This window comes from Klebsiella indica, from assembly GCF_005860775.1.
Taxonomy (GTDB): domain Bacteria; phylum Pseudomonadota; class Gammaproteobacteria; order Enterobacterales; family Enterobacteriaceae; genus Klebsiella; species Klebsiella indica.
Window position 1 is genome coordinate 103803 of record NZ_VCHQ01000002.1, and the last position, 19105, is coordinate 122907.

15 protein-coding genes, 2 tRNA genes and 1 pseudogene are annotated in these 19105 nt (G+C 53.9%); 6 read left to right on the forward strand and 12 right to left on the reverse strand.

Features of this window, described 5'->3' with window-relative positions:
* Window positions 1-26: 26 nt before the first annotated feature.
* The 3 genes from mscM to rsgA form a co-directional block, all read right to left on the reverse strand.
* Window positions 27-3353, reverse strand: coding sequence for a miniconductance mechanosensitive channel MscM (gene mscM, locus FE839_RS01690; protein ID WP_138358498.1), 3327 nt, complete (start codon window positions 3351-3353; stop codon window positions 27-29).
* A 23-nt stretch (window positions 3354-3376) separates the two neighbouring features.
* The gene (gene asd, locus FE839_RS01695; protein WP_138358500.1) at window positions 3377-4339 is read right to left on the reverse strand and encodes an archaetidylserine decarboxylase; all 963 of its coding nucleotides are present in this window, start codon (window positions 4337-4339) and stop codon (window positions 3377-3379) included.
* A 96-nt stretch (window positions 4340-4435) separates the two neighbouring features.
* Window positions 4436-5497: a small ribosomal subunit biogenesis GTPase RsgA gene (gene rsgA, locus FE839_RS01700; protein ID WP_138358502.1), complete on the reverse strand. Its 1062-nt coding sequence runs from the start codon at window positions 5495-5497 to the stop codon at window positions 4436-4438.
* Between the two features lie 249 nt (window positions 5498-5746).
* On the opposite strand from rsgA, the gene orn reads away from it, so the two are divergent.
* Entirely contained in the window at window positions 5747-6292 is a 546-nt protein-coding gene (orn, locus tag FE839_RS01710) for an oligoribonuclease (protein WP_138358504.1), read from the forward strand.
* Window positions 6293-6330: 38 nt separating this feature from the next.
* On the opposite strand, the gene FE839_RS01715 is transcribed toward orn, so the two are convergent.
* The gene (locus tag FE839_RS01715) at window positions 6331-7062 is read right to left on the reverse strand and encodes an arginine ABC transporter substrate-binding protein (protein ID WP_138358506.1); all 732 of its coding nucleotides are present in this window, start codon (window positions 7060-7062) and stop codon (window positions 6331-6333) included.
* A gap of 273 nt (window positions 7063-7335) precedes the next feature.
* On the opposite strand from FE839_RS01715, the gene FE839_RS01720 reads away from it, so the two are divergent.
* A tRNA-Gly gene (locus FE839_RS01720) sits at window positions 7336-7411 on the forward strand.
* 174 nt (window positions 7412-7585) lie between these two features.
* Window positions 7586-7753: pseudogene (locus tag FE839_RS01725) on the forward strand (transposase); the annotation flags it as partial.
* A gap of 193 nt (window positions 7754-7946) precedes the next feature.
* On the opposite strand, the gene FE839_RS01730 reads toward FE839_RS01725, so the two are convergent.
* The 6 genes from FE839_RS01730 to FE839_RS01755 are packed head-to-tail and all read right to left on the reverse strand — an operon-like array spanning window position 7947 to window position 14440.
* Complete coding sequence (locus FE839_RS01730; protein WP_138358510.1) at window positions 7947-8942, reverse strand: ABC transporter ATP-binding protein; 996 nt, start codon at window positions 8940-8942, stop codon at window positions 7947-7949.
* A complete protein-coding gene (locus FE839_RS01735; protein ID WP_138358512.1) occupies window positions 8939-9916 on the reverse strand; it encodes an ABC transporter ATP-binding protein in 978 nt (325 codons plus the stop codon). The genes FE839_RS01730 and FE839_RS01735 overlap by 4 nt, the downstream gene beginning before the upstream one ends.
* Window positions 9913-11088 carry a M20 family metallopeptidase gene (locus FE839_RS01740; RefSeq protein WP_138358514.1) on the reverse strand — a complete coding sequence of 392 codons (1176 nt, stop codon included), beginning with the start codon at window positions 11086-11088 and terminating at the stop codon, window positions 9913-9915. The genes FE839_RS01735 and FE839_RS01740 overlap by 4 nt, the downstream gene beginning before the upstream one ends.
* Before the next feature lie 8 nt (window positions 11089-11096).
* Window positions 11097-11927 carry an ABC transporter permease gene (locus tag FE839_RS01745; RefSeq protein WP_138358516.1) on the reverse strand — a complete coding sequence of 277 codons (831 nt, stop codon included), beginning with the start codon at window positions 11925-11927 and terminating at the stop codon, window positions 11097-11099.
* The gene (locus FE839_RS01750) at window positions 11927-12889 is read right to left on the reverse strand and encodes an ABC transporter permease (RefSeq protein ID WP_138358518.1); all 963 of its coding nucleotides are present in this window, start codon (window positions 12887-12889) and stop codon (window positions 11927-11929) included. The genes FE839_RS01745 and FE839_RS01750 overlap by 1 nt, the downstream gene beginning before the upstream one ends.
* Before the next feature lie 3 nt (window positions 12890-12892).
* Window positions 12893-14440, reverse strand: coding sequence for an ABC transporter substrate-binding protein (locus FE839_RS01755; RefSeq protein ID WP_138358520.1), 1548 nt, complete (start codon window positions 14438-14440; stop codon window positions 12893-12895).
* Between the two features lie 594 nt (window positions 14441-15034).
* On the opposite strand from FE839_RS01755, the gene FE839_RS01760 reads away from it, so the two are divergent.
* The gene (locus tag FE839_RS01760; RefSeq protein ID WP_171034798.1) at window positions 15035-15799 is read left to right on the forward strand and encodes an IclR family transcriptional regulator; all 765 of its coding nucleotides are present in this window, start codon (window positions 15035-15037) and stop codon (window positions 15797-15799) included.
* A 363-nt stretch (window positions 15800-16162) separates the two neighbouring features.
* Here the strand turns inward: FE839_RS01760 and FE839_RS24620 are convergent, their stop codons facing one another.
* Window positions 16163-16309, reverse strand: a complete 147-nt coding sequence (locus FE839_RS24620; RefSeq protein ID WP_171034799.1) for a hypothetical protein — start codon at window positions 16307-16309, stop codon at window positions 16163-16165.
* 668 nt (window positions 16310-16977) lie between these two features.
* Here FE839_RS24620 and FE839_RS01765 point away from each other — a divergent pair.
* Window positions 16978-17053 (forward strand) — tRNA-Gly (locus FE839_RS01765).
* 620 nt (window positions 17054-17673) lie between these two features.
* Window positions 17674-18567: a LysR substrate-binding domain-containing protein gene (locus FE839_RS01770; protein WP_138358524.1), complete on the forward strand. Its 894-nt coding sequence runs from the start codon at window positions 17674-17676 to the stop codon at window positions 18565-18567.
* 149 nt (window positions 18568-18716) lie between these two features.
* Here FE839_RS01770 and FE839_RS01775 read toward each other — a convergent pair whose 3' ends face one another.
* Window positions 18717-18986, reverse strand: a complete 270-nt coding sequence (locus FE839_RS01775) for a CBU_0592 family membrane protein (RefSeq protein WP_138358526.1) — start codon at window positions 18984-18986, stop codon at window positions 18717-18719.
* Between the last annotated feature and the right edge of the window lie 119 nt (window positions 18987-19105).

Consider the following 19105-nt stretch of genomic DNA (forward strand, 5'->3'; position numbering starts at 1 on the left):
TCTCTGTTCAATTAGCCGATTCACACTTACAGGCTGCCGGCGGTGCGACTGGTTTTCCCCGCTGATGTCAGCGTTCTGCTGCTTTTCCTGCCATCAATGCTTTCCAGACGCATCTGGAACGGCGGGAATGGCATATCGATCCCGTGCTCACGGAAGCCGGCCAGAATCAACTGGTGCATCTCGTGACGCAACGGCATACGGTGTCCCATCTCCGCGGCGAAAATACGCAGCTCGAAAATCTGTATCCCCTGCTGCAGGTCAACGAGGAAAGCTTCCGGTGCTGGCGTATCAATAACTAACGAACAGCGATGCGCGGCGGTTAACAGGATCTGCGATACCTCTTCCGTATTGGCATCTACCGGCGCAGGCACCGTTAATACCACGCGGGTGACGGAATCCGACAACGACCAGTTGATGAACTGCTCGGTGATGAACGCCTTGTTCGGCACAATAATCTCTTTGCGGTCCCAGTCGCTGATGGTGGTGGCGCGCGTATTAATACGCGTGACGCTGCCGGTGAGATCGCGGATGGTGACCGTATCGCCAATGCGTATCGGTTTCTCAAACAGAATAATCAGGCCGGAGATAAAGTTGGCGAAGATCTCCTGTAAACCAAAACCCAGTCCGACGCCGAGAGCGGCGATGAGCCACTGGAGCTTCGACCATTCGATGCCAATCATCGAAAAACCGACCAGGCCGCCGATCAGCATCAACAGATATTTGGTAATGGTGGTAATGGCATAGCCGGTGCCCGGCGTCAGATCCAGGTGCTGAAGGATTGCCAGCTCCAGCAGCGCGGGCAAGTTACGCACCAGTTGTGTCGTGATAATCAGCACCAGGATGGCAATAAGCACCGCGCCGAGGGTAATCGGCTCCAGACTTTCTACCCCCTGGGCAGTTGAGGTGACGTCCCACAGCGAGATGTTTTCCAGGAAAGCAAACGCAGAGTGGATTTCCGACCACAGTACAATGACCGACACCAGCGCGATCAGCATCAGCAGAGAGCGCACCAGACGTAATGACTGAGTGCTAATGGCATCAAGATCGATTTCGCTGACCTCAGCCTCCATTGAACCTTCCAGACTGCTGGCGTGCTGAACCTCTTCTTCGCCGCGGGCGCGTTGGGCGAGGATCTCTGCCCGCCGGTGCTTTGCGCGATCGAACGCCAGGCGACGGCGCTGAATTAACATCCAGCGGCGAATGATGTGATAAACCACCAGCAGCAGGAACCAGATGGCGACCGAGGTTTCCAGCCTGGCCAGCAGCGCCTGAGACGTGGCGAGGTAACCGACCGCCGCCGCCAGCATTGCTACCAGCGGCGCGCCGAGCAGCATATTCCACAGCAGCCGGTTAACCATATTGTCGCCGCTACCTTCTTTGTCGAGGTACAGCGGTATCCCGGCGCGCTTCAGGCTCAGGGTGACCACCGCCAGCGCGCCGCAAATCAGCATAAAGCAGAGGCGGCCCAGCGAGGCGGAAAACTCGCGATCGTTAAGGTTATCGAAGGTGATCAGCGCCATGATCAGCGGCACAATCAGCCCGATACTCATCAGGTAGTAGCGCATCGCTCTGCTGACGCGATTGCGCGGCCAGCCAAAGTGAGCGATGAACAGGCCGTCAGGACGGGCGAAGGTGGCGCAAATCATCACCACCCACAGCAGCGGCACGGTGGCGGTGACGCTATCGCCAATGGCGACGGCCAACGGATACGGCCAGGCGGCCTGCAGGCCGTAACCCAGCGTCATCCACAGGACCGGTAGCGGCGAAGCCACCAGTATCGACCAGAAAACGGTGCGTAAGGTGAGCCAGAAGTGATCCTGAGTAACCTTACCGACGCGGGCGCTGGAGCGCTCAAGAAAGCGCGTGAAGTGGCGACGAGAGCTGATACTGAACCCGACCAGGATCAGCGCGCCGAAGAGCGGCAGGAGCGTCTCTTTGCTGGTCAGCATCATGATGCTGGCTTTACCGAGCTGGCTCATGGTATCGAGCGAAATCAGCCGACGTAAATCCTGAACGATTTCCAGCGGCCATGAAAAACCGACAGGGCTGACGTCTGAGGTCCAGAACAGATACCGGTGGGTGGCTTCGTTGATCTCTTTAAGCGCGTCCTCCAGTTGGCCGTTGGCAACCTTCAGCTTGGTCAGTTCAAGCATCAATGTATCGCCGCCGCGCAGCAGCGAGTTAAGCAACTCGGTTTGTGTACGCATCTGGGCCTGCAGAATACGGTTCTGCTCGCGGGTAAGCGGTTGACCATCGGCCTGACGAATTTGCCTTAACTGTGATTGCTTGTTGAGCTGATCTTCATAGCGCAGGCGCTGTACGCGAAGCTGCGCCATTTCGGTGTCCAGTTGCTGCGGGCGCGGTATATCCGGCAGTCGGGCGACCTGAGCCCGTAAGGCTTCGCCAAGCAGATTGGAAGAGCCCAGCCACTGCGCCTGCTCGCGTAAGGTGTTTAGCGCCTGACGCACCTGCAGGGTCTGGTTGCTGGCCTGGCGCTGCTGAGAGGCGATCAGATCCATGCGTTGAGCCTGTTGATTCAGCGCCTGTGAAAGCTCCCGGTTGACTTTGAACTGGTTCACGATGTCGGGCGGCAGATTTTCGCTGTTTTCCGCCAGAAGCTCAGTACTTTCCAGCGCTTTTTCCGCTTCGCGCTGTCGCTGGCTGTTAAGCTGATTACGTAGCGCCTGCAGCCGGGCGTCAAGCTGTTCGCTCTCTTTCTGCGCCAGCTCTGCGCGCAGCCGTGACAGCTCCTGACGGTTATTGGCGGAAAGCTGCGCCAGATCCAGTTCATCGACCAGGGCTTTGAGCCGCGCGGACTCCGCCTGCAGGCCGAGGTTTTGCGCCTGTGCCAGCGGCGTATTGCTGTTTTGCGCGCCGATTCGGCGTTCTACCTCGTTCAACTGACGACGGGCATCGCTCTGCTGCTGCGGTAGCTGATTGAGCGAGTCGGCGATGTCACGCGCGCGATCCTGCTCCTGCTGGGCCGTGCGGCTGACTTCCAGTAGCTGGCTGCTGACCTGAAGAATCTCCTGGTTCAGCGCCTCTGAGGAGAGGGTGGTGGCGATCTGAGGCGGCTCATCGCTCAGATTATTGAGCTGCGTGCGTAAGGTTTGCGAGAGTTTCGGAAAGTTATCGATAACCTGCTGATACTGGCGAGCGCGTTCAAGGGAAGCATTACGCTCGTCAAGCGCATTCAGGGCGGATTGCAGAACCTCAACGGTTTCAGGCTGGGCGGGCTTCGCCGCCTTTGCCTGTTCCAGTTCCTGAGCGATATGTTTAGCATCCGGGGCGGTCGCAGCGTACGCCCCAAAACTGAGGCTCAAGGCCAACAGGAAAGTGTATATCAGGCGCACGGCGTAACCTTTTTTCTCAGGAATTAACCTTCGTCTTGTTTATCGTCAACCAACGGGCTGGCCGCGTGTTCGGCGCGGACTTCCTCTTCCGACAGCGGAGCCGGTTGGTCCTGGGGAGCGGCTTCAGGGGCGATTGCCAGCGGCTGGCCAATTTTGGTGACTGACAGGCTTTGTAATTGCTCAACCCATTTAACCTGACCCGGCGCAAACAGGTTAATCACGGTTGAACCGAGCTTGAAGCGGCCCATCTCCTGGCCTTTAAGCAGGGCGACGGAACCTTCATTATCGCCAGCAGGCCAGGTCCAGCGTTTAATAATCCCTTCACGCGGCGGCGTGACGGTGCCGGACCATACGGTTTCAATGCTGCCGACGATGGTTGCGCCCACCAGGATCTGTGCCATGGGGCCAAATTCAGTATCAAACAGGCAGATGACGCGTTCGTTGCGGGCAAAAAGATTTGGCACGTTTTGCGCGGTCAGGTGGTTTACAGAGAACAGATCGCCCGGCACGTAGATCATTTCGCGCAGAATGCCGTTACACGGCATATGTACGCGGTGGTAGTCGCGCGGTGAAAGATAGGTTGTGACGAAGTGTCCATGACGGAACAGATCGGCCATCTGGTAATTACCGGCCAGTAGCGCTTCCAGGCTGTAGTTGTGGCCTTTGGCCTGCAGAATTTTGTCGTCTTCGATGGTGCCAAGCTGACTGATCACACCGTCGGCTGGCATCACCAGAACGCCAGGATCGGTGTTTAGCGGGCGGACGTCGTCGCGCAGCGGACGGACGAAGAAATCGTTAAAGGTGCGGTAGCTGGCGGTATCAGGCTTCTGCGCCTCCTTCATATCGACCTTGTAGTATTTCACGAACAGGTCGATGACCAGTTTTGTCAGCCAGCCTGCTCGCTTGCGCGCTCCCCAGCCTGCGAGGCGGGTGAGCCATAGTTTCGGCAGAATGTATTGCAGTGAAAGTTTAAGATCGTTTAACAAGGTAGCCTCCAGGCCATGATTTGTCGTTCCTGACCTCACCTGTTAGCGAGAGGTCTGAAAAAAGGGGGACGATTCTAACGGTGCCCAGCTTAAATGTCAGTCATCGGTTGATGAAAAGCTTTTACGCGTTTTTACCTGCACCTGCGCCATGCTTTCCAGAATACGGTGGTAGTTTTCAAACCGGCTCTCGGCGATTTCGCCGTTTTCTACCGCCTGGCGAATGGCACAGCCTGGGTCCGTGTCATGTTTGCAGTCGCGATATTTGCAACGGCCTAAATAATCATGGAATTCGACAAAACCGTGGGTGATTTGTTCCGCGTCGAGGTGCCACAAGCCAAACTCGCGCACGCCAGGAGAGTCAATCACATCGCCGCCGTGCGGGAAGTGATACAGGCGGGCGGCGGTGGTGGTGTGCTGGCCAAGACCGGACACATCAGAAACGTCATTAGTGAGAATTTGATCGTCCCGCAGACCCAACAGCGCATTCAGCAGGCTGGATTTACCGACCCCGGACTGCCCGGCAAAAATACTGATACGCTCGGTGAGCGCCTCTTCAAGCGGCTTCAGGCCATCCTGAGTACGGCTGGAGACCATCAATACGCGATAGCCAATATCGCGATAAATGTCCATTTGCGCGTTGACAAAGTCCATACCTTCCTGATCCAGCAAATCGATCTTATTGAGCACGATCAGCGGCTCAACGTTCAACGTTTCGCAGGCGACGAGATAGCGATCGATAATATTCGGCGATAGTTCAGGCAAAATCGCCGAAACAATAACAATCTGATCGATATTGGCGGCAATGGGTTTAACGCCGTCATAGAAATCCGGACGCGTCAGGACGGAAGTCCGCTCATGCACGGCTTCGACGATACCTTTCACATTCACGCCTTCCGCCGCGCTTTTGCCTGGCCGCCAGACGACGCGATCGCCGGTAACCAGCGAACGAATGGTGCGACGAATATTGCAACGGTGGACGCTGCCGTCGGCGGATTCAACATCGGCATGCATACCAAAGCGGCTAATGACGATACCTTCGGCTTTCTCACCGAACAGATTGTCATCAAAATCGGCCTTCTCCGAAGTCGTTTTCAGGCGGCGCTGGTGATTGGCCTTTACGCGGCGCTGCTGGCCTTTGGAGAGTTTATTTTTACTCAATCGGACTGGCTCCTGGTCGCCCTGTAGGGGCAAAACATCTATGATACACGCTATTTTAGATGAATATATACCCGTCATCCTTCAAGTTGCCTCGGTATTGGCTGCGGATTACTCGGCTCATCCATGCTCTCACCGGAGGCCGACTTTTGGCTGGTCAAGTTCGTTTCTGACGAATGTGTCGCTCGCTTGCCGCTTTGATGCGACTTGAATTATTTAGGGTATAGTCACGTGAGAAGGGTGGAAAATAACATGAGTGCAGATGAAAACAACCTGATTTGGATCGATCTTGAAATGACGGGGCTGGATCCGGAACGCGATCGCATCATTGAGATCGCCACCCTGGTGACTGATGCAAACCTGAATATTCTGGCGGAAGGGCCGACAATTGCGGTACATCAGTCGGAGGCGCAGCTGGCGCTGATGGATGAGTGGAACGTGCGTACCCATACCGGTAGTGGACTGGTGGCGCGGGTGAAAGCGAGTACGCAGGGCGAGCGTGAAGCGGAGCTGGAGACAATCGCATTTCTCAAACAGTGGGTGCCGGCGGGTAAGTCGCCGATTTGCGGTAACAGCATCGGCCAGGACCGGCGCTTTTTGTTTAAATATATGCCAGAGCTGGAAGCCTACTTCCACTATCGGTATCTGGACGTCAGCACGCTGAAAGAGCTGGCCCGTCGCTGGAAGCCGGAAATCCTCGACGGTTTTAAGAAACAGGGAACACACCAGGCGATGGACGATATTCGTGAGTCGGTCGCGGAACTGGCCTACTACCGCGAGCACTTTATTAAGCTTTAATGGCCTGGCCGGGGGCACAAACGCTGAGGTATCCCCGGCTATTTAAACCATTTCTGTTCCATTTGCTGGAATTCCGCTGAGGCTTTGACCGTCTCCAGAGCGGCATTAAGGTTATTCAGCAGTTCAGGATCGTCTTTACGCACCGCGATGGCGATCTGCTTTCCGTAGTAGCCTGGGTCCGTCGCGCGTTGATCCATCATGGCGTAGCCTGGGTTATCCTCAAGCCATTTGCTCAGGGTTTCCTGATCGCCTATGACCCCGCTGATCGCACCTTCTTTCAGCGCGTTTAAGGCACTTTCGTCGCTCTCGTAAGGCACCGCATGAATGGCTTTTTGTTTATCCCGCAGATAGCGCTGATGAATCGTCCCTTTCACTACACCGAGCGTTTTATTTTGCAGATCGGCAAAGGTGTGGGCGGCATCCTTTGCGGTCACCACCACGCCGGATAGCGCCTGACGATAAGGGTGGCTAAAGGCAACCTGTTTTTCTCGCATCGGAAGCACTTCAATGCCGGCAATAATGGCGTCGAACTTCTTAAAGCGCAGCGCCGGTATCAGCGTATCGAACCTCTGGGCGGTAAATTTACATGTGGCCTGCAGCTGTCTGCACAGGGCATTGGCCAGGTCGATATCGAAACCTGTGGGCTGATTTTTACTGTTGACGGTTTCATACGGCGGATTGGCCGTTGTGGTCCCGAAATGTAGCGTTGTCGCCGCTGCTGTTCCTGCGGCAAATGTGGACAGTAGCAGGACGGTAAGCGCTTTGTTCATTTTATTTCCCGGATTGCCATCGTTGTTGACCGTTAGCGGGCGATATCCGCCTGTAAACCTGAGCGATTTTGCCCCTTTAGCGGAGCAGGAAAAAGTGATTTTGCTGAATGTGCTGATTATTCAGACAATTTAAACGCATATTTGATGATAAAGTGGGCACTTAAACTAAAAACGAAAAAAATTGCTCTCAGGGGGTTGCAGGTAAATCCAATTCTCGTATAATGCGCCTCCCGTGACGAAGCAGAAATGCGCATCACGGCACCATAGAAATATGCGGGAATAGCTCAGTTGGTAGAGCACGACCTTGCCAAGGTCGGGGTCGCGAGTTCGAGTCTCGTTTCCCGCTCCAATTCAGGTTCTGTAGACGTCCATCGTTATCTACCCTCCATTGAAAAAGAACCTTTCAGTCCTTTAAGATTGCGTCCTGGTCGTAAAGCAGGAACTTATTACCTAATAAGGTCAGTATTTTTATGGGCTGACCGTAATGCTCAGAGAACCCACCTCGCAGCAATACCCGTTTTAAATGGTGTCCCTTGAAGAACGGGCCCCTGAAGACTATCTGGTGCGTAAAATCGATGTCGTCATCGACTTTGAATTTATCCGCGATACCGTTGCCCATCTTTACTGCTCTGATAATGGTCGCTCCGCCATTGACCTGGTACGCCTGCTTAAAATGATGCTTCCAGGGTATCACAGGTCCGAATGATTACCAGAAAAAGCACTTCAGATACGGTCTGGAGAAAGATGTGTATGTGTGTCCGGCAGGAGAACTGATGAGTTACGGGACAACGGACCGCAACGGCCAGCCTGCCGTGTCGGCCGAACGGTTTGACAACGTTCTCAGTATCCGACCATCTTCTGGCACATTGTCCCGTTCAGCCTCATCAGTATTCCATGGCATTATCTGCATAAAGGTGGCAAGCGACATGCCGGCCATCATCAAGCCGTACATCGGGGACCCTCGCCTGACAATGTGCCGACGCTCGCGGGCAGCCCTGATAAAACGCGCACCCCTGGCTGCCGGGCGCTGGCGCAGGCAACTCATTATGACTTCGTAACGGGCGGGGCTGCTTATTACGAGGATGGTCTGCGGGAATAGCCGCAAACAACGACTGGGTATAGGGGTGTTTCGGCGCGTTGTAAATGGTTTCGCAATCCCCCATTTCCACAATCCGTCCCCGATACATCACCGCGATACGATCGCTGATGTAACGCACAACGCTGAGATCGTGAGAAACAAACAACCAGGTTATCCCAAGCTCGCTCTGGAGCTTTTTCAACAAGTTCAGGATCTGAGCCTGAATGGACACATCCAGTGCGGACACCGCCTCATCGCAAATAACTATCTCCGGGCGTAGCGCGATAGCGCGGGCAATGTTAAGCCGCTGACGCTGCCCGCCGGAAAACTCATGAGGATATTTGCTCAGCGCCTGCTCATCCAGCCCTATCAACGCAAGCAATTCGACCACCGCCTTGCGCACCTCGGTACGCGATAACTGCGGGCAGTGAATGGCAAACGGCTCAGATAACAGGCTATTGACGTTATGGCGTGGGTTAAGTGAGGAGAACGGGTCCTGAAAAACCATTTGTAAGCGGCGGGTGATGTTTTGCCGGGCAGTGTTATCACAGCGATGGACATCCTCACCATGAAATTGTACGTGCCCGGCGCTGGGCGTTAACAGCCCAATAATCATGCGCGCAGTGGTGGATTTCCCACATCCCGATTCGCCGACAATCCCCAACGTTTCCCCCCGATACAAGCTAAATGACACATCATCCACCGCTGTCACCGTCCGGGATGATGTGGCAGACCAGCCCCGTCCATTGACCCGGAAATTTTTCCGCAATCCCGTCACTTCGAGGATTTTTTCTTTATTCATAGGGCGTTCTCGTTAACCAGTAAACAGGCAACCTGATGCCCGGCATTCAGCATGGTGAGCGCCGGGGGGCGTACCCGACATGCGGGCGTCACATGGCGACAACGCGCGGCAAACTGACAACCTGGTTGGCGCTGGAATAAGTCCGGGGGGCTACCTTCTATTGGTGTCAGAGCCTGTTTCCCTTGATGTAGCGTCGGGCGCGACTTCATCAGCCCAATCGTGTAGGGGTGGCGGGGCGTATCAAACAGAGTTTCCACACTGGCGTATTCCACACAAGTGCCTGCATACATCACCAGCACCTGGTGGCAAAGCTCGGCCACTACGCCCAGATCATGGGTTATCATGATGATGCCAATGCCAAGCGTCGTATTCAGTTCCCGGAGCAACGCCAGGATTTGCGCCTGAAGCGTGACATCCACCGCAGTCGTCGGTTCATCGGCAATTAATAGCCGCGGGCGGGAACTTAACGCCATCGCTATCATCACACGCTGGCACATCCCGCCGGATAATTCATGGGGATACTGCTGCATGCGCCGTTCCGGGTCAGTCAGATGCACCTGACGCAACAGCGCCAGAGCCTCCTCTCGTGCCTGAATACGACTCATCGATTGGTGCGCCAGCAGGGTTTCCATGATTTGCTCGCCGATGGTGTAGCACGGATCCAGCGACGACATCGGGTCCTGAAAAATCATGGCGATATCTTTCCCCCGCAACGCCCGCATTCTGGCCGGAGATAATCCGCGCAAGTTAGTGCCGTTAAAGCGGATTTCCGACTGCTTCCCCAGGGATGCCTGTGTGGGCAACAGCCCCATCACGCTAAGCGCAGTCACGCTTTTCCCCGAGCCGGACTCCCCGACTATCGCCAGAATTTCCCCTGCCTGTAGCGTCAGGTTTAGCCCGTCAATAACCCGTGCGTGCCGTTTGCCGGAGGCGAAATCGACCGTAAGGTTTTTTATCTCCAGCAGCGGTATCATATGGGCTTCCGGCGTTGCGCGAATTCAGCTTGTACGTCGGCCAACAGGGTGCTTTCCGTCATGAGTTGCAACCCGGTGGCCGCCATGACCCGGGCGGCATCCAGCACCGCCTGATCGCCCGTTTCCGAGCCCGCCGCTTTTGCAAACGACAGCGTATGCGTTGCCCCGGCGGCGTTCCCGATACCGATATACGACTGCACAGCCGGGATTTCGTGCGTGACGTTCGCCATATCGGTGGAGCCGATACCCTGCGTCAGGTCACGTGGGATGTGGGGGATGCCGAAGTTATCAAAATGATGGGCAATCAGCGACACAATACGCTTGTTGTTGCGGATTTCTTTCGTCCCAAGCCCGGTCTGTGTGATGTTCACCTCAGTATCAGTCGCCAGCGCAGCGCCCCTGGCGCAGTTGTGGACTTTTTCAATCACGGTTTTCAGCGTGTCACCATCCAGCGCGCGTAGGTTAAACACGGCTTTCGCGCTGGCCGGGATAATATTGGATGCCAGTCCCCCTTCTGTGATGATGCCGTTTATCCGGCAAAAATCGCGCATATGGAGGCGCAATGCATTGATTGAATTGAACATTTCAATTACGCCGGCCAGAGCATTACGTCCTTCCCACGGATAAGCCGCCGCATGGGCGGGTTTGCCGGTAAAGTGGTATTCAAAGGTGTAGTTGGCAAACGAGATATCGTCCGCCATTGCAGTATCCGAAGGGTGCATTAGCATCGCGGCGTCCACGCCCTGAAACAGCCCGGCCTCAATCATGCGGATTTTACCCACGCCTATCTCCTCTGCCGGGGTGCCGAACACCTTCACCGTTCCGGACAGGCCACGCTGTTCCATGATTTTTTTCGTAATAATTCCGGCGCCCGCCCCGGACGTCCCGATAATGTTATGTCCGCAGGCATGGCCGATGCCAGGTAGTGCATCATATTCCGACAGGTAAGCGATAACCGGCCCTGGGCCTGTGCTGAATTCTGCCACAAAGGACGTTTCCATCCCGGCCAGCCCGGTCTCCACCGCAAAACCATGGTTGCGCAGCAACGCCACCAGCGTGGCTTGTGCTTTTTTCTCTTCCAGCCCGAGTTCGGGGTTGGCGTGGATAAAACGGGCAGCGCCGACCAGTTCGTCACGCAGCGTTGTCGCGATGTTATTAATTGCGTCGATCACAATGGGCCTCATTTTTTCATTTTAGGGTCCAGGGCTTCACGCACCCCGTCACCCACCAGGTTAAAAGCTAAAACGGTCATAAGGATGGCCAGCCCGGCGCTCAACGTCAGCGTGGAATCAATGCGCAAAAACTCTTGCCCATCGCGCAGCATGTTGCCCCAGGTCGCCGTGGGAGGCTGAATACCAAGCCCCAGGAAACTCAGCGCGGCTTCTGATAAAATCGCTCCCGCAATGCTCATGGTGCCGTACACAATGAGCGGGGCGATAGTGTTCGGCAGGATGTGGCGGAAAATAATCCGCCCGTGGCCCGCGCCGAGCGTGCGCACCACATCGATATAACTTTCCTGTTTTATCGCCAGCGCTTCGCCGCGGATGATGCGGGCAAAGTTGGGCACATTCACTAACGAGATAGCGATTATCAGGTTCAGCATCCCGTCGCCCAGCACCGTCATCAGCGCAATGGCTAACAACACCGACGGGAATGCGAACAGCGCATCCATCAGGCGCATTACCGCATTATCAATCCAACCGCCGAAATACCCCGCCACCAGGCCCAGCATGGTGCCCAATAGCCCGCCAATGGCGATAGATGTAAACGCGATAAGAATCGACACCCTGGAGCCATAAATCAGGCGGCTTAAAATATCGCGCCCGAAATTATCTGTCCCCAGCCATGCGCCCGGTGTACCAATGCCTTTTAACGACCGCTCAAGGTTCATTTGATTGGGGTCGTGCGGCGTAATCCAGGGTGCCAGCAATGCCATCAGCACAATGACGATAACCACTATCAGTCCAATAACCGCTATCCGGTTCTGGCAGAAACGTCGTAATGCGTCCATCAACGTTCTCCCTGTGTGGCATTGAGATCGATTCGGGGGTTGACCAGCACATACAGCACATCAACGCAGGTATTCACCACCACAAAGATCAATGCGGTGAACATAATCGTACCTTGCACCACCATGAAATCGCGTTTTTCAATGGCGCTGATAATGAGCCTCCCCATCCCCGGCCAGGCAAAAATGGTTTCGGTCAGAACCGCGCCGCCCAACAAGGTTGAGATCTGAATCCCCAGCACCGTCAGGATGGGGTTTAACGCATTGCGAAACGCGTGCTTACCAATCACGGAGAACTCCGACAGTCCTTTCGCCCTGGCTGTGCGAATAAAAGACGCGTTGATAACTTCCAGCATGGCGGTACGAGTGATGCGCACAAATGTTGCCATCGGCACCGTGGATAACGCGACGCCGGGCAATATCAGATGGCGCAGCACATCCATAGCCCCTTCGTCCCAGTCCCCCATGCCTGTCGCGGGCAGCCACGCCAGTCGAACGGAGAACAGCAACACCAGCAGTAATCCCAACCAGAAGACCGGAATGGAAACGCCAATCAATGCCAGCAACACGCTCACATAATCAAACAGACTGTGCTGACGCACGGCGGAGATAATCCCCGCCGGGATGGCCACCAGCAACGACAACACCAGCGCGAAGCCGCCGAGCAACAACGTGTTCGGCAGACGTTCCATAATCAGCGCACTGACGCTTTCGCCGTAATAGAGGGAATAGCCCAAATCGCCATGCGCTAGATCCCGCAAAAAAAACAGATATTGCGAAAGCAACGAACGATCCAGACCCAGCTTCATCCTCAATTCATGGACAGCTTCCACAGTGGCTTGCGGGCCAAGCATAACGGCGGCCGGGTCGCCGGGGATAATCCGGGTTATCAGGAATACGATAGTCGCTACCAGAAACAGCACCACGACCATTTGCAGCACACGATGACACAGAAAACGGATCATTGCTTATTTGCTCATGGTCACGTTCGTGTCTGGCGTCACGATACGGATTAACCCGTCGGGAGACACCTGATAGCCTTCCACCTTGCGGTTGACGCCGTTCACAAAGTCTTTGGTCCAGAGCTCAATGCGTGGCGAATCAGCCAGGATCTTCTGCTGTGCCTGCTGGTACAACGCGCTGCGTGCCTGCTGATCGCCCGTTTTCCCTACCGCATCGGTCAACAGTTTATCCACATCCGGGTTGCTGTAGCCCTGACCATTCCCCAGCGAACCAATCTGTTTACTGCTAAACATCTGATACAGGAAAAAGTCAGGATCGGGGTACCAGGACCAGCTCAGGTTATAAAACGTCGGCAACCCTTTTGACACGGATTCGCTAAACGAGCCCCATTCCATGCTTTTGATGGAAAGATCAATACCGATCTGCTGGAGTTGCTGCTGCATGATAGTCGCAGCCTTGATGCGATCCGGGTCCTGCGGCGTTACCAGTGTTGCCTTAAAGCCTTGTGGATAACCCGCCTGAGCCATCAGTTTTTTCGCGCCTGCCAGATCCGGCTTCACCGCTTGTTCCGACGCGCCAGTCCAGTATCCCCAGGAGCCTTGCGGCAAAGGCGAGTACGAACGGGAGCCTCCGCCCCACTGGAAAATTCCTTTGACGATGTCATCCACATTCACCACTTTCTCAATGGCCTGGCGCACGCGGATATCCTTTGTGGGACCATTTTGCATATTCATGGCGCTGAAGGTGACATTTAACCCAGGTGTCGACATCAGCCGGGCATTGCGGCTGTCCTGAACCGCTTTACGGTTTGGGCCGTCAATATTGGTCGCGATGTCGATTTCCCCGGTTAACAGGGCGTTAGTCATCATGTTGAGATCAGGGATAAACTTCCAGACCACATGCTCAAGATTCACATTGTGCGCGTAATACTTGTCGAATCGGACAAGGCTGATTTTCTCGTCTTTATTCCACTTCTTCAGCATGAAAGGCCCTGTGCCGACCGGGTGCAGGCCAAAATTGTTGCCCTGTCCTTCCACTTCTTCTTTAGGAACAATGGCGTTGCCCACGTCAGTCAGTACTGCGAGAAAAGCGGCATTCGGTTGGTTAAGCGTGACTTTGACCTGATTAGGGGGGATAACCTGAACGTCCTGAATCATCCGTGCGCGCTTCATGACAGACTCTTTTGCCGAGCGCAGCAAGCTATAGCGCACATCTTCCGCCGTCATTTTCCGGCCCTGCTGGAATTTCCCGGGCTGAAAATAGACATCATCACGCAACGTGAATGTGTACGTTTTCATATCCGGACTAACCTGCCACTGTGTCGCCAGGCCTGGAATAATGCTTTTGAGATTTTTGTCGTAATACACCAGCGTATTGAAGATATTCATCATCACGTCGGATTCGTAAGTCCCGGTATATTTTACCGGATCCAGCGTACCGGGCACCGCTTCCAGGCCGATATTCAGATTCTCAGCAGCATACCCTGCCGCGCTGAAACCCAGACTGGTTACAGAAAATGCTCCTGCAATCACCATCAAAAGACGTTTATTCATTTAACCCCCGAACGGTTAAGGTAGCGAAGTTGTGTGTATCTGTAGCCACGGCATGTGGCCTGACGTTATCCGGGGAACGAACACAGGGTTACCGCAAGACGTGATACCAAGCGGAGACAATAGTGCGACGCATTAGCTCACGGCCTGCCAGCAAAGACTGAATTCCATCCCTTTTTTGTTCCATTTTATGGAACCATGTTCTATTTTTTATGTTCTTAACATAAAGCGGTGAGCAAAAACCCGTCAAGGTGTTTTTGTCCCTGTCATGATATTTTTTTATTTGTAATTCAAAGACATTGCACTAATGTAGAGCGAGTGGTGCACTGAAATTGTGCGTGTATGTCTGACTCAGCATGGACGCCCGATAAATACTGGTGTGTGCATTATCTGGCCATATCGCAAAAATAGTGCGCAGCCTGGATGGATGACCTGAAATGGACGAAACGGGAGCCAACACCTGAGACACTTTCTCCATGTACCGACAATTACATGCTATAAACTACGCTCGCTGCAACGCCGATACAGACGCGCTCAGACGGTTATTATGCGGATGTATTGGCCTTGCGGCCCAGGTTCCTTATTAACGAGATGTGCATGAGCATACTAAATAACACAGCAGCGGTTCTTCAGTTGATGAGCCGTCTGAAGCGCAGTGTCACTGTGAGCGATGTGGTAGAACACCTTGGTTACCCAAAGAGCACTGCATCCCGCTTACTGAAACAATTATCCGAAACCGGCTTTCTGGAGCGCGACAGCCGGACACGGGCCTATCAGCCCAGCCTGCTGCTGCTGGAAGTTACCTGGCTGGTGCGTCATAACTCCAACCTCAGCGACCATATTGAACAGATGTTGCAGCCGTTGTGCCAGCAAACCGGGCACACCGGTTATATCTCCATGCTAAGCGGGCAGGATGTGCTGGTGCTGCGGGTGATGCCCGGTATGCACGCCCTGCGGGTAATTACCCATCCGGGGACCCGCTCCCCCGCCTGGGGGACATCCACCGGACGTGCCTTGCTGGCCTACCTGAACGACAACGAGCTGGAAACGCAGTATCGCCCGATTCTGGCACCCAATGGAGAGGCATCCATGTCACTGGCAACTCTGCAACAGCAGATTCAGGTTATTCGTCATCGCCAGTGGGCCTCGGCCATTAATGAATCCGTCCCTGGCGCAGCGTCAGTCAGCAGCGCTGTGCGCGATCCGCATACCGGCGAAATGCTGGCATTTTGCCTGACATTCCCGTCATCCATCGCGACAGAACAGGAAGTCAGCCAGCTTGGCGAACGCGTTCGCAATGTAGCAAGACAGGTGGGTAAAACGGTCGGGGATCCACGCTGGCTGGAGGGCGGGGAAGAATGATAGCGCACCAGGCGTTATTTCGGGACCCGGTTGTAATACACTATATCCGGGTTAAACCCCTGGATATATTCCTGCACATTTTCGCGTATTCCGATCAGGCTGCGGCCTTGCAGGACAATCACATACGGGGAACGGGCCAGTAGCTCGCGTTGCATCTACTGGTAAATATGCCCGCGTTGCTCAAACGAGAGCGTGGTAATCGCGGCCTGGGTTTGTTGGTTCAACTCGGGGTATACTTAGCCAGAGCGAATTGTCAGGGTTGTGCGTCCATTTCCCGGGATCCAGGCGAACGCCGAAGCAATAAGTATTCGGGGCATAATAATCCGCGCTCCAGAAACTCAGAGTTGCCTGGTAGTGATGCGCTTACGTGGCGGCGGAGATTTCGCGGCTACTGCCGATCTGGAGTTCTACCCTCACGTCCCCGCAGATTAATCTTATCCGTAATGCCTGGGCGATATCCAGATAAGGCAACTGGTCCGCCACGGAAGGCGTAAACGTCACATCTTTCATTCCGGCCTATTCCTGTATCGTGCGGGCTTTATCCGGGTACTAATGAAACGGTGAGTCATCCAGTGTGCCCGTAACCCCATCGGCAGGAAAGCCTGATGCACGAAGAACTCCTCCTTGAACTGTTTTTCGACAATATTGTTGTAATCAGACAAATAACGTGCGGCCTCCCGGAAGGCCGGGTTGCCTGCTCGCACAATGCTCTGGCCTTCTGTACACCCATGGCTAGCTTGATGAAGGACAGACTGTCATGCCGCTCGTTCTCAGCGAGATGCCCTGTCAGTGCAATGAACTCACCATGCTTGGGCCAAGGCTCGAACAGACAGGCTATGAGAAAGAAGCGCTCGTCCCACGTTTCGCTCCACAATAATTAGCTCTGGATGGCCAGGTGTGTAGACGTTAGTCCAGGTTGAACGACCGAGGTTGTTGTAACTGGTTGTAATTTAGGCTGTCGTGCAAAAAAATTGAGAACAGGTATTGCTATCACTCCGGAGTTCGTTCATAATTCCGCCCATCCTGTTATGGGGTTGATGGAAAAGATTTTTAAAATCAATGAATTAGGTTTTAGAGTTGTTTCCCGCTCCAAAAATTTGAAAGCACCATCCAGATGACAGGATTTCAGGTTGCGGTAAAGTAGTTAACGCAGAAGCAGCTTGAAAGACGAAGATTAAGCGGGAATAGCTCAGTTGGTAGAGCACGACCTTGCCAAGGTCGGGGTCGCGAGTTCGAGTCTCGTTTCCCGCTCCAGATTTTGATTTACAGATAGCCGCAGTTATCTGTAAGTCTATGAAAAAGGACCTTCGGGTCCTTTTTTCGTTCCAGCGCATCCCACAAAAATTTCCCCACTCCCGGACTTTTTCGTCTGTTTTTAGTCCATCGTCTGCACGCAGTACCTCCCAAACTGGCCGAGCTTCCTGGCGTTGATGTTGTCTCTGATTTGCAACGTAAGAGAATGCGGATGATTGAGGTCTTTGAGGCGCCCTACAACTAACCGGTTGTGCCGTTTTCCCGGTTGGCGGGCAAGTACAGGGATAAAATCAATCGTGGTCAACCAATCCTTAACTGAACGGCATTACAGGCGGGATTTACCGGCTGGCGCCGCCCTGAGAAGTGAGCTTTTTACCCCAGAAGGGGATTAGCATCTGTTGCGGAAAACATCTTGCCCGCCTGGTGAAACTGAATGCGGGTTGCATGGTAATAAGTGTTATCGGTTATGTCCTGTCTCCGCGTATGATTGGCACCACGAAAAGCAACTTGTTATTCGAGATCCTTTCTCAGCTACGCAAGATGGGGATAGATATCTCTGTGCCGCAGACGGCCATTATCAGAAATACCTGGCCTGAGAAGGTGTCACCTGGAATATCACTATGCAAATTGAACCATTACCGCCGCTTAATACCTTGATTGCTTTTGAGTGTGTCGCGCGCTACGGGAATATCTCACGGGCGTGCCTTGAATTGAATCTGACGCAAAGCGCCATTAGCCGACAGATAATCCAGCTCGAAGAGATGCTTGGCTGCAAATTGTTCCTGCGCACGCAGCGTCGGGTGTTGCTGACGCCGCGTGGCGAGGCTTACGTCGCCCAGGTGCGGACACAACTGGCGGCGCTTTCCCAGGCGACGGCGGAAGTGATGGGCTGGAATGGTCAGCCCCTGGTGACTATCGCCTGTACCAGCGCGATGAGCTCTCTGTGGTTATCTCCCCGGTTAGCGGCGCTACATCGCCAGTTGCCGGACCTGCAAGTGCGGATGCGCATTTCCGATAGTTTTGCCGATTTGCGTACTTCCGAGTTTGACCTTGCGATTTTTTATCTCCGTGAACCCCCGCCAGGGCTGGAGTCGACCGTATTATTTGACGAAATCTGTTACCCCATGTGTGCGCCGGACTATCTGGCGAAAATGGGGCCGCTCGACTCCGCCGCAGATTTATTGCGATTTACGCTGCTGGTTCAGGACGACCCGCAACGGGAATGGACTGGCTGGCGCGAATGGTTCGAGTCGCAGCAAGTGCCTGGTTTTTTCCCCCGCCAGTGCTGGCGGGCCAATAACTACCCTTTTCTGGTGCAGGCGGCGGTTCAGGGGGATGGCATTTTGCTGGGATGGGAAGGATTAGTACAAGACCAGATTACCCGTGGGGAACTGGTCCCCGCCTGGCCTGGCAAACTGGGCGCGGCGGGGAAATGTTTCCTGATGACTCCGAAAGAGCGTTATCTCAAGCCGGTTATTCGCCAGGTGATTAACGCGTTATATCAGTCGCGTTAAACCCCTTGTTTTATCTGTCAGGAATCATTCCGCTGAGATAAATAAACCCCTGATAGCGTAGTGGAAATATCATTACTTTCTTATATGTCCACGCGGGCAGTAAAAGCATTTAATTATAATGATAGACTTTTGTTTATTAAGGTTATTCATTATCCGGTAGTTTTTTTATCCTTGACTATGCTGCGTCTTCTGCGTGAAGTATGCATACCAATAAGGGTGAAAATTAACCACATGCTTTGTGAAATTGCCGCGGCAAGATTAAAATCATGGCTGAGGGAATAAAGTCCGCATACCCCGCCAATAATATTCAGAATGGCATAAATGTCAGAATCTATCTGTAGATTACGCATTTGTACTAATGCATAGGCTAACAGGTAGCAGAATACCCCAATTAACCCGACGACCGTATGTAATTCCACCGGACCTAATTCCTTTTGTATAAATCATTACGATGAAAATAACGTTTTCAGGGGTGTTCTGCCGCCTGTTTTTTGCATAGTCTGATACGAAAAATTCATGCATTAGTCATAAAACATTT

Coding starts and splice junctions, on each gene's coding strand:
- FE839_RS01760 (WP_171034798.1), top strand. CDS start 15,035: ATGAGCATACTAAATAACACAGCAGCGGTTCTTCAGTTGATGAGCCGT.
- FE839_RS01715 (WP_138358506.1), bottom strand. CDS start 7,062: ATGAACAAAGCGCTTACCGTCCTGCTACTGTCCACATTTGCCGCAGGA.
- FE839_RS01750 (WP_138358518.1), bottom strand. CDS start 12,889: ATGATCCGTTTTCTGTGTCATCGTGTGCTGCAAATGGTCGTGGTGCTG.
- FE839_RS01755 (WP_138358520.1), bottom strand. CDS start 14,440: ATGAATAAACGTCTTTTGATGGTGATTGCAGGAGCATTTTCTGTAACC.
- FE839_RS24620 (WP_171034799.1), bottom strand. CDS start 16,309: ATGAAAGATGTGACGTTTACGCCTTCCGTGGCGGACCAGTTGCCTTAT.
- FE839_RS01745 (WP_138358516.1), bottom strand. CDS start 11,927: ATGGACGCATTACGACGTTTCTGCCAGAACCGGATAGCGGTTATTGGA.
- FE839_RS01730 (WP_138358510.1), bottom strand. CDS start 8,942: ATGAATAAAGAAAAAATCCTCGAAGTGACGGGATTGCGGAAAAATTTC.
- FE839_RS01770 (WP_138358524.1), top strand. CDS start 17,674: ATGCAAATTGAACCATTACCGCCGCTTAATACCTTGATTGCTTTTGAG.
- FE839_RS01735 (WP_138358512.1), bottom strand. CDS start 9,916: ATGATACCGCTGCTGGAGATAAAAAACCTTACGGTCGATTTCGCCTCC.
- orn (WP_138358504.1), top strand. CDS start 5,747: ATGAGTGCAGATGAAAACAACCTGATTTGGATCGATCTTGAAATGACG.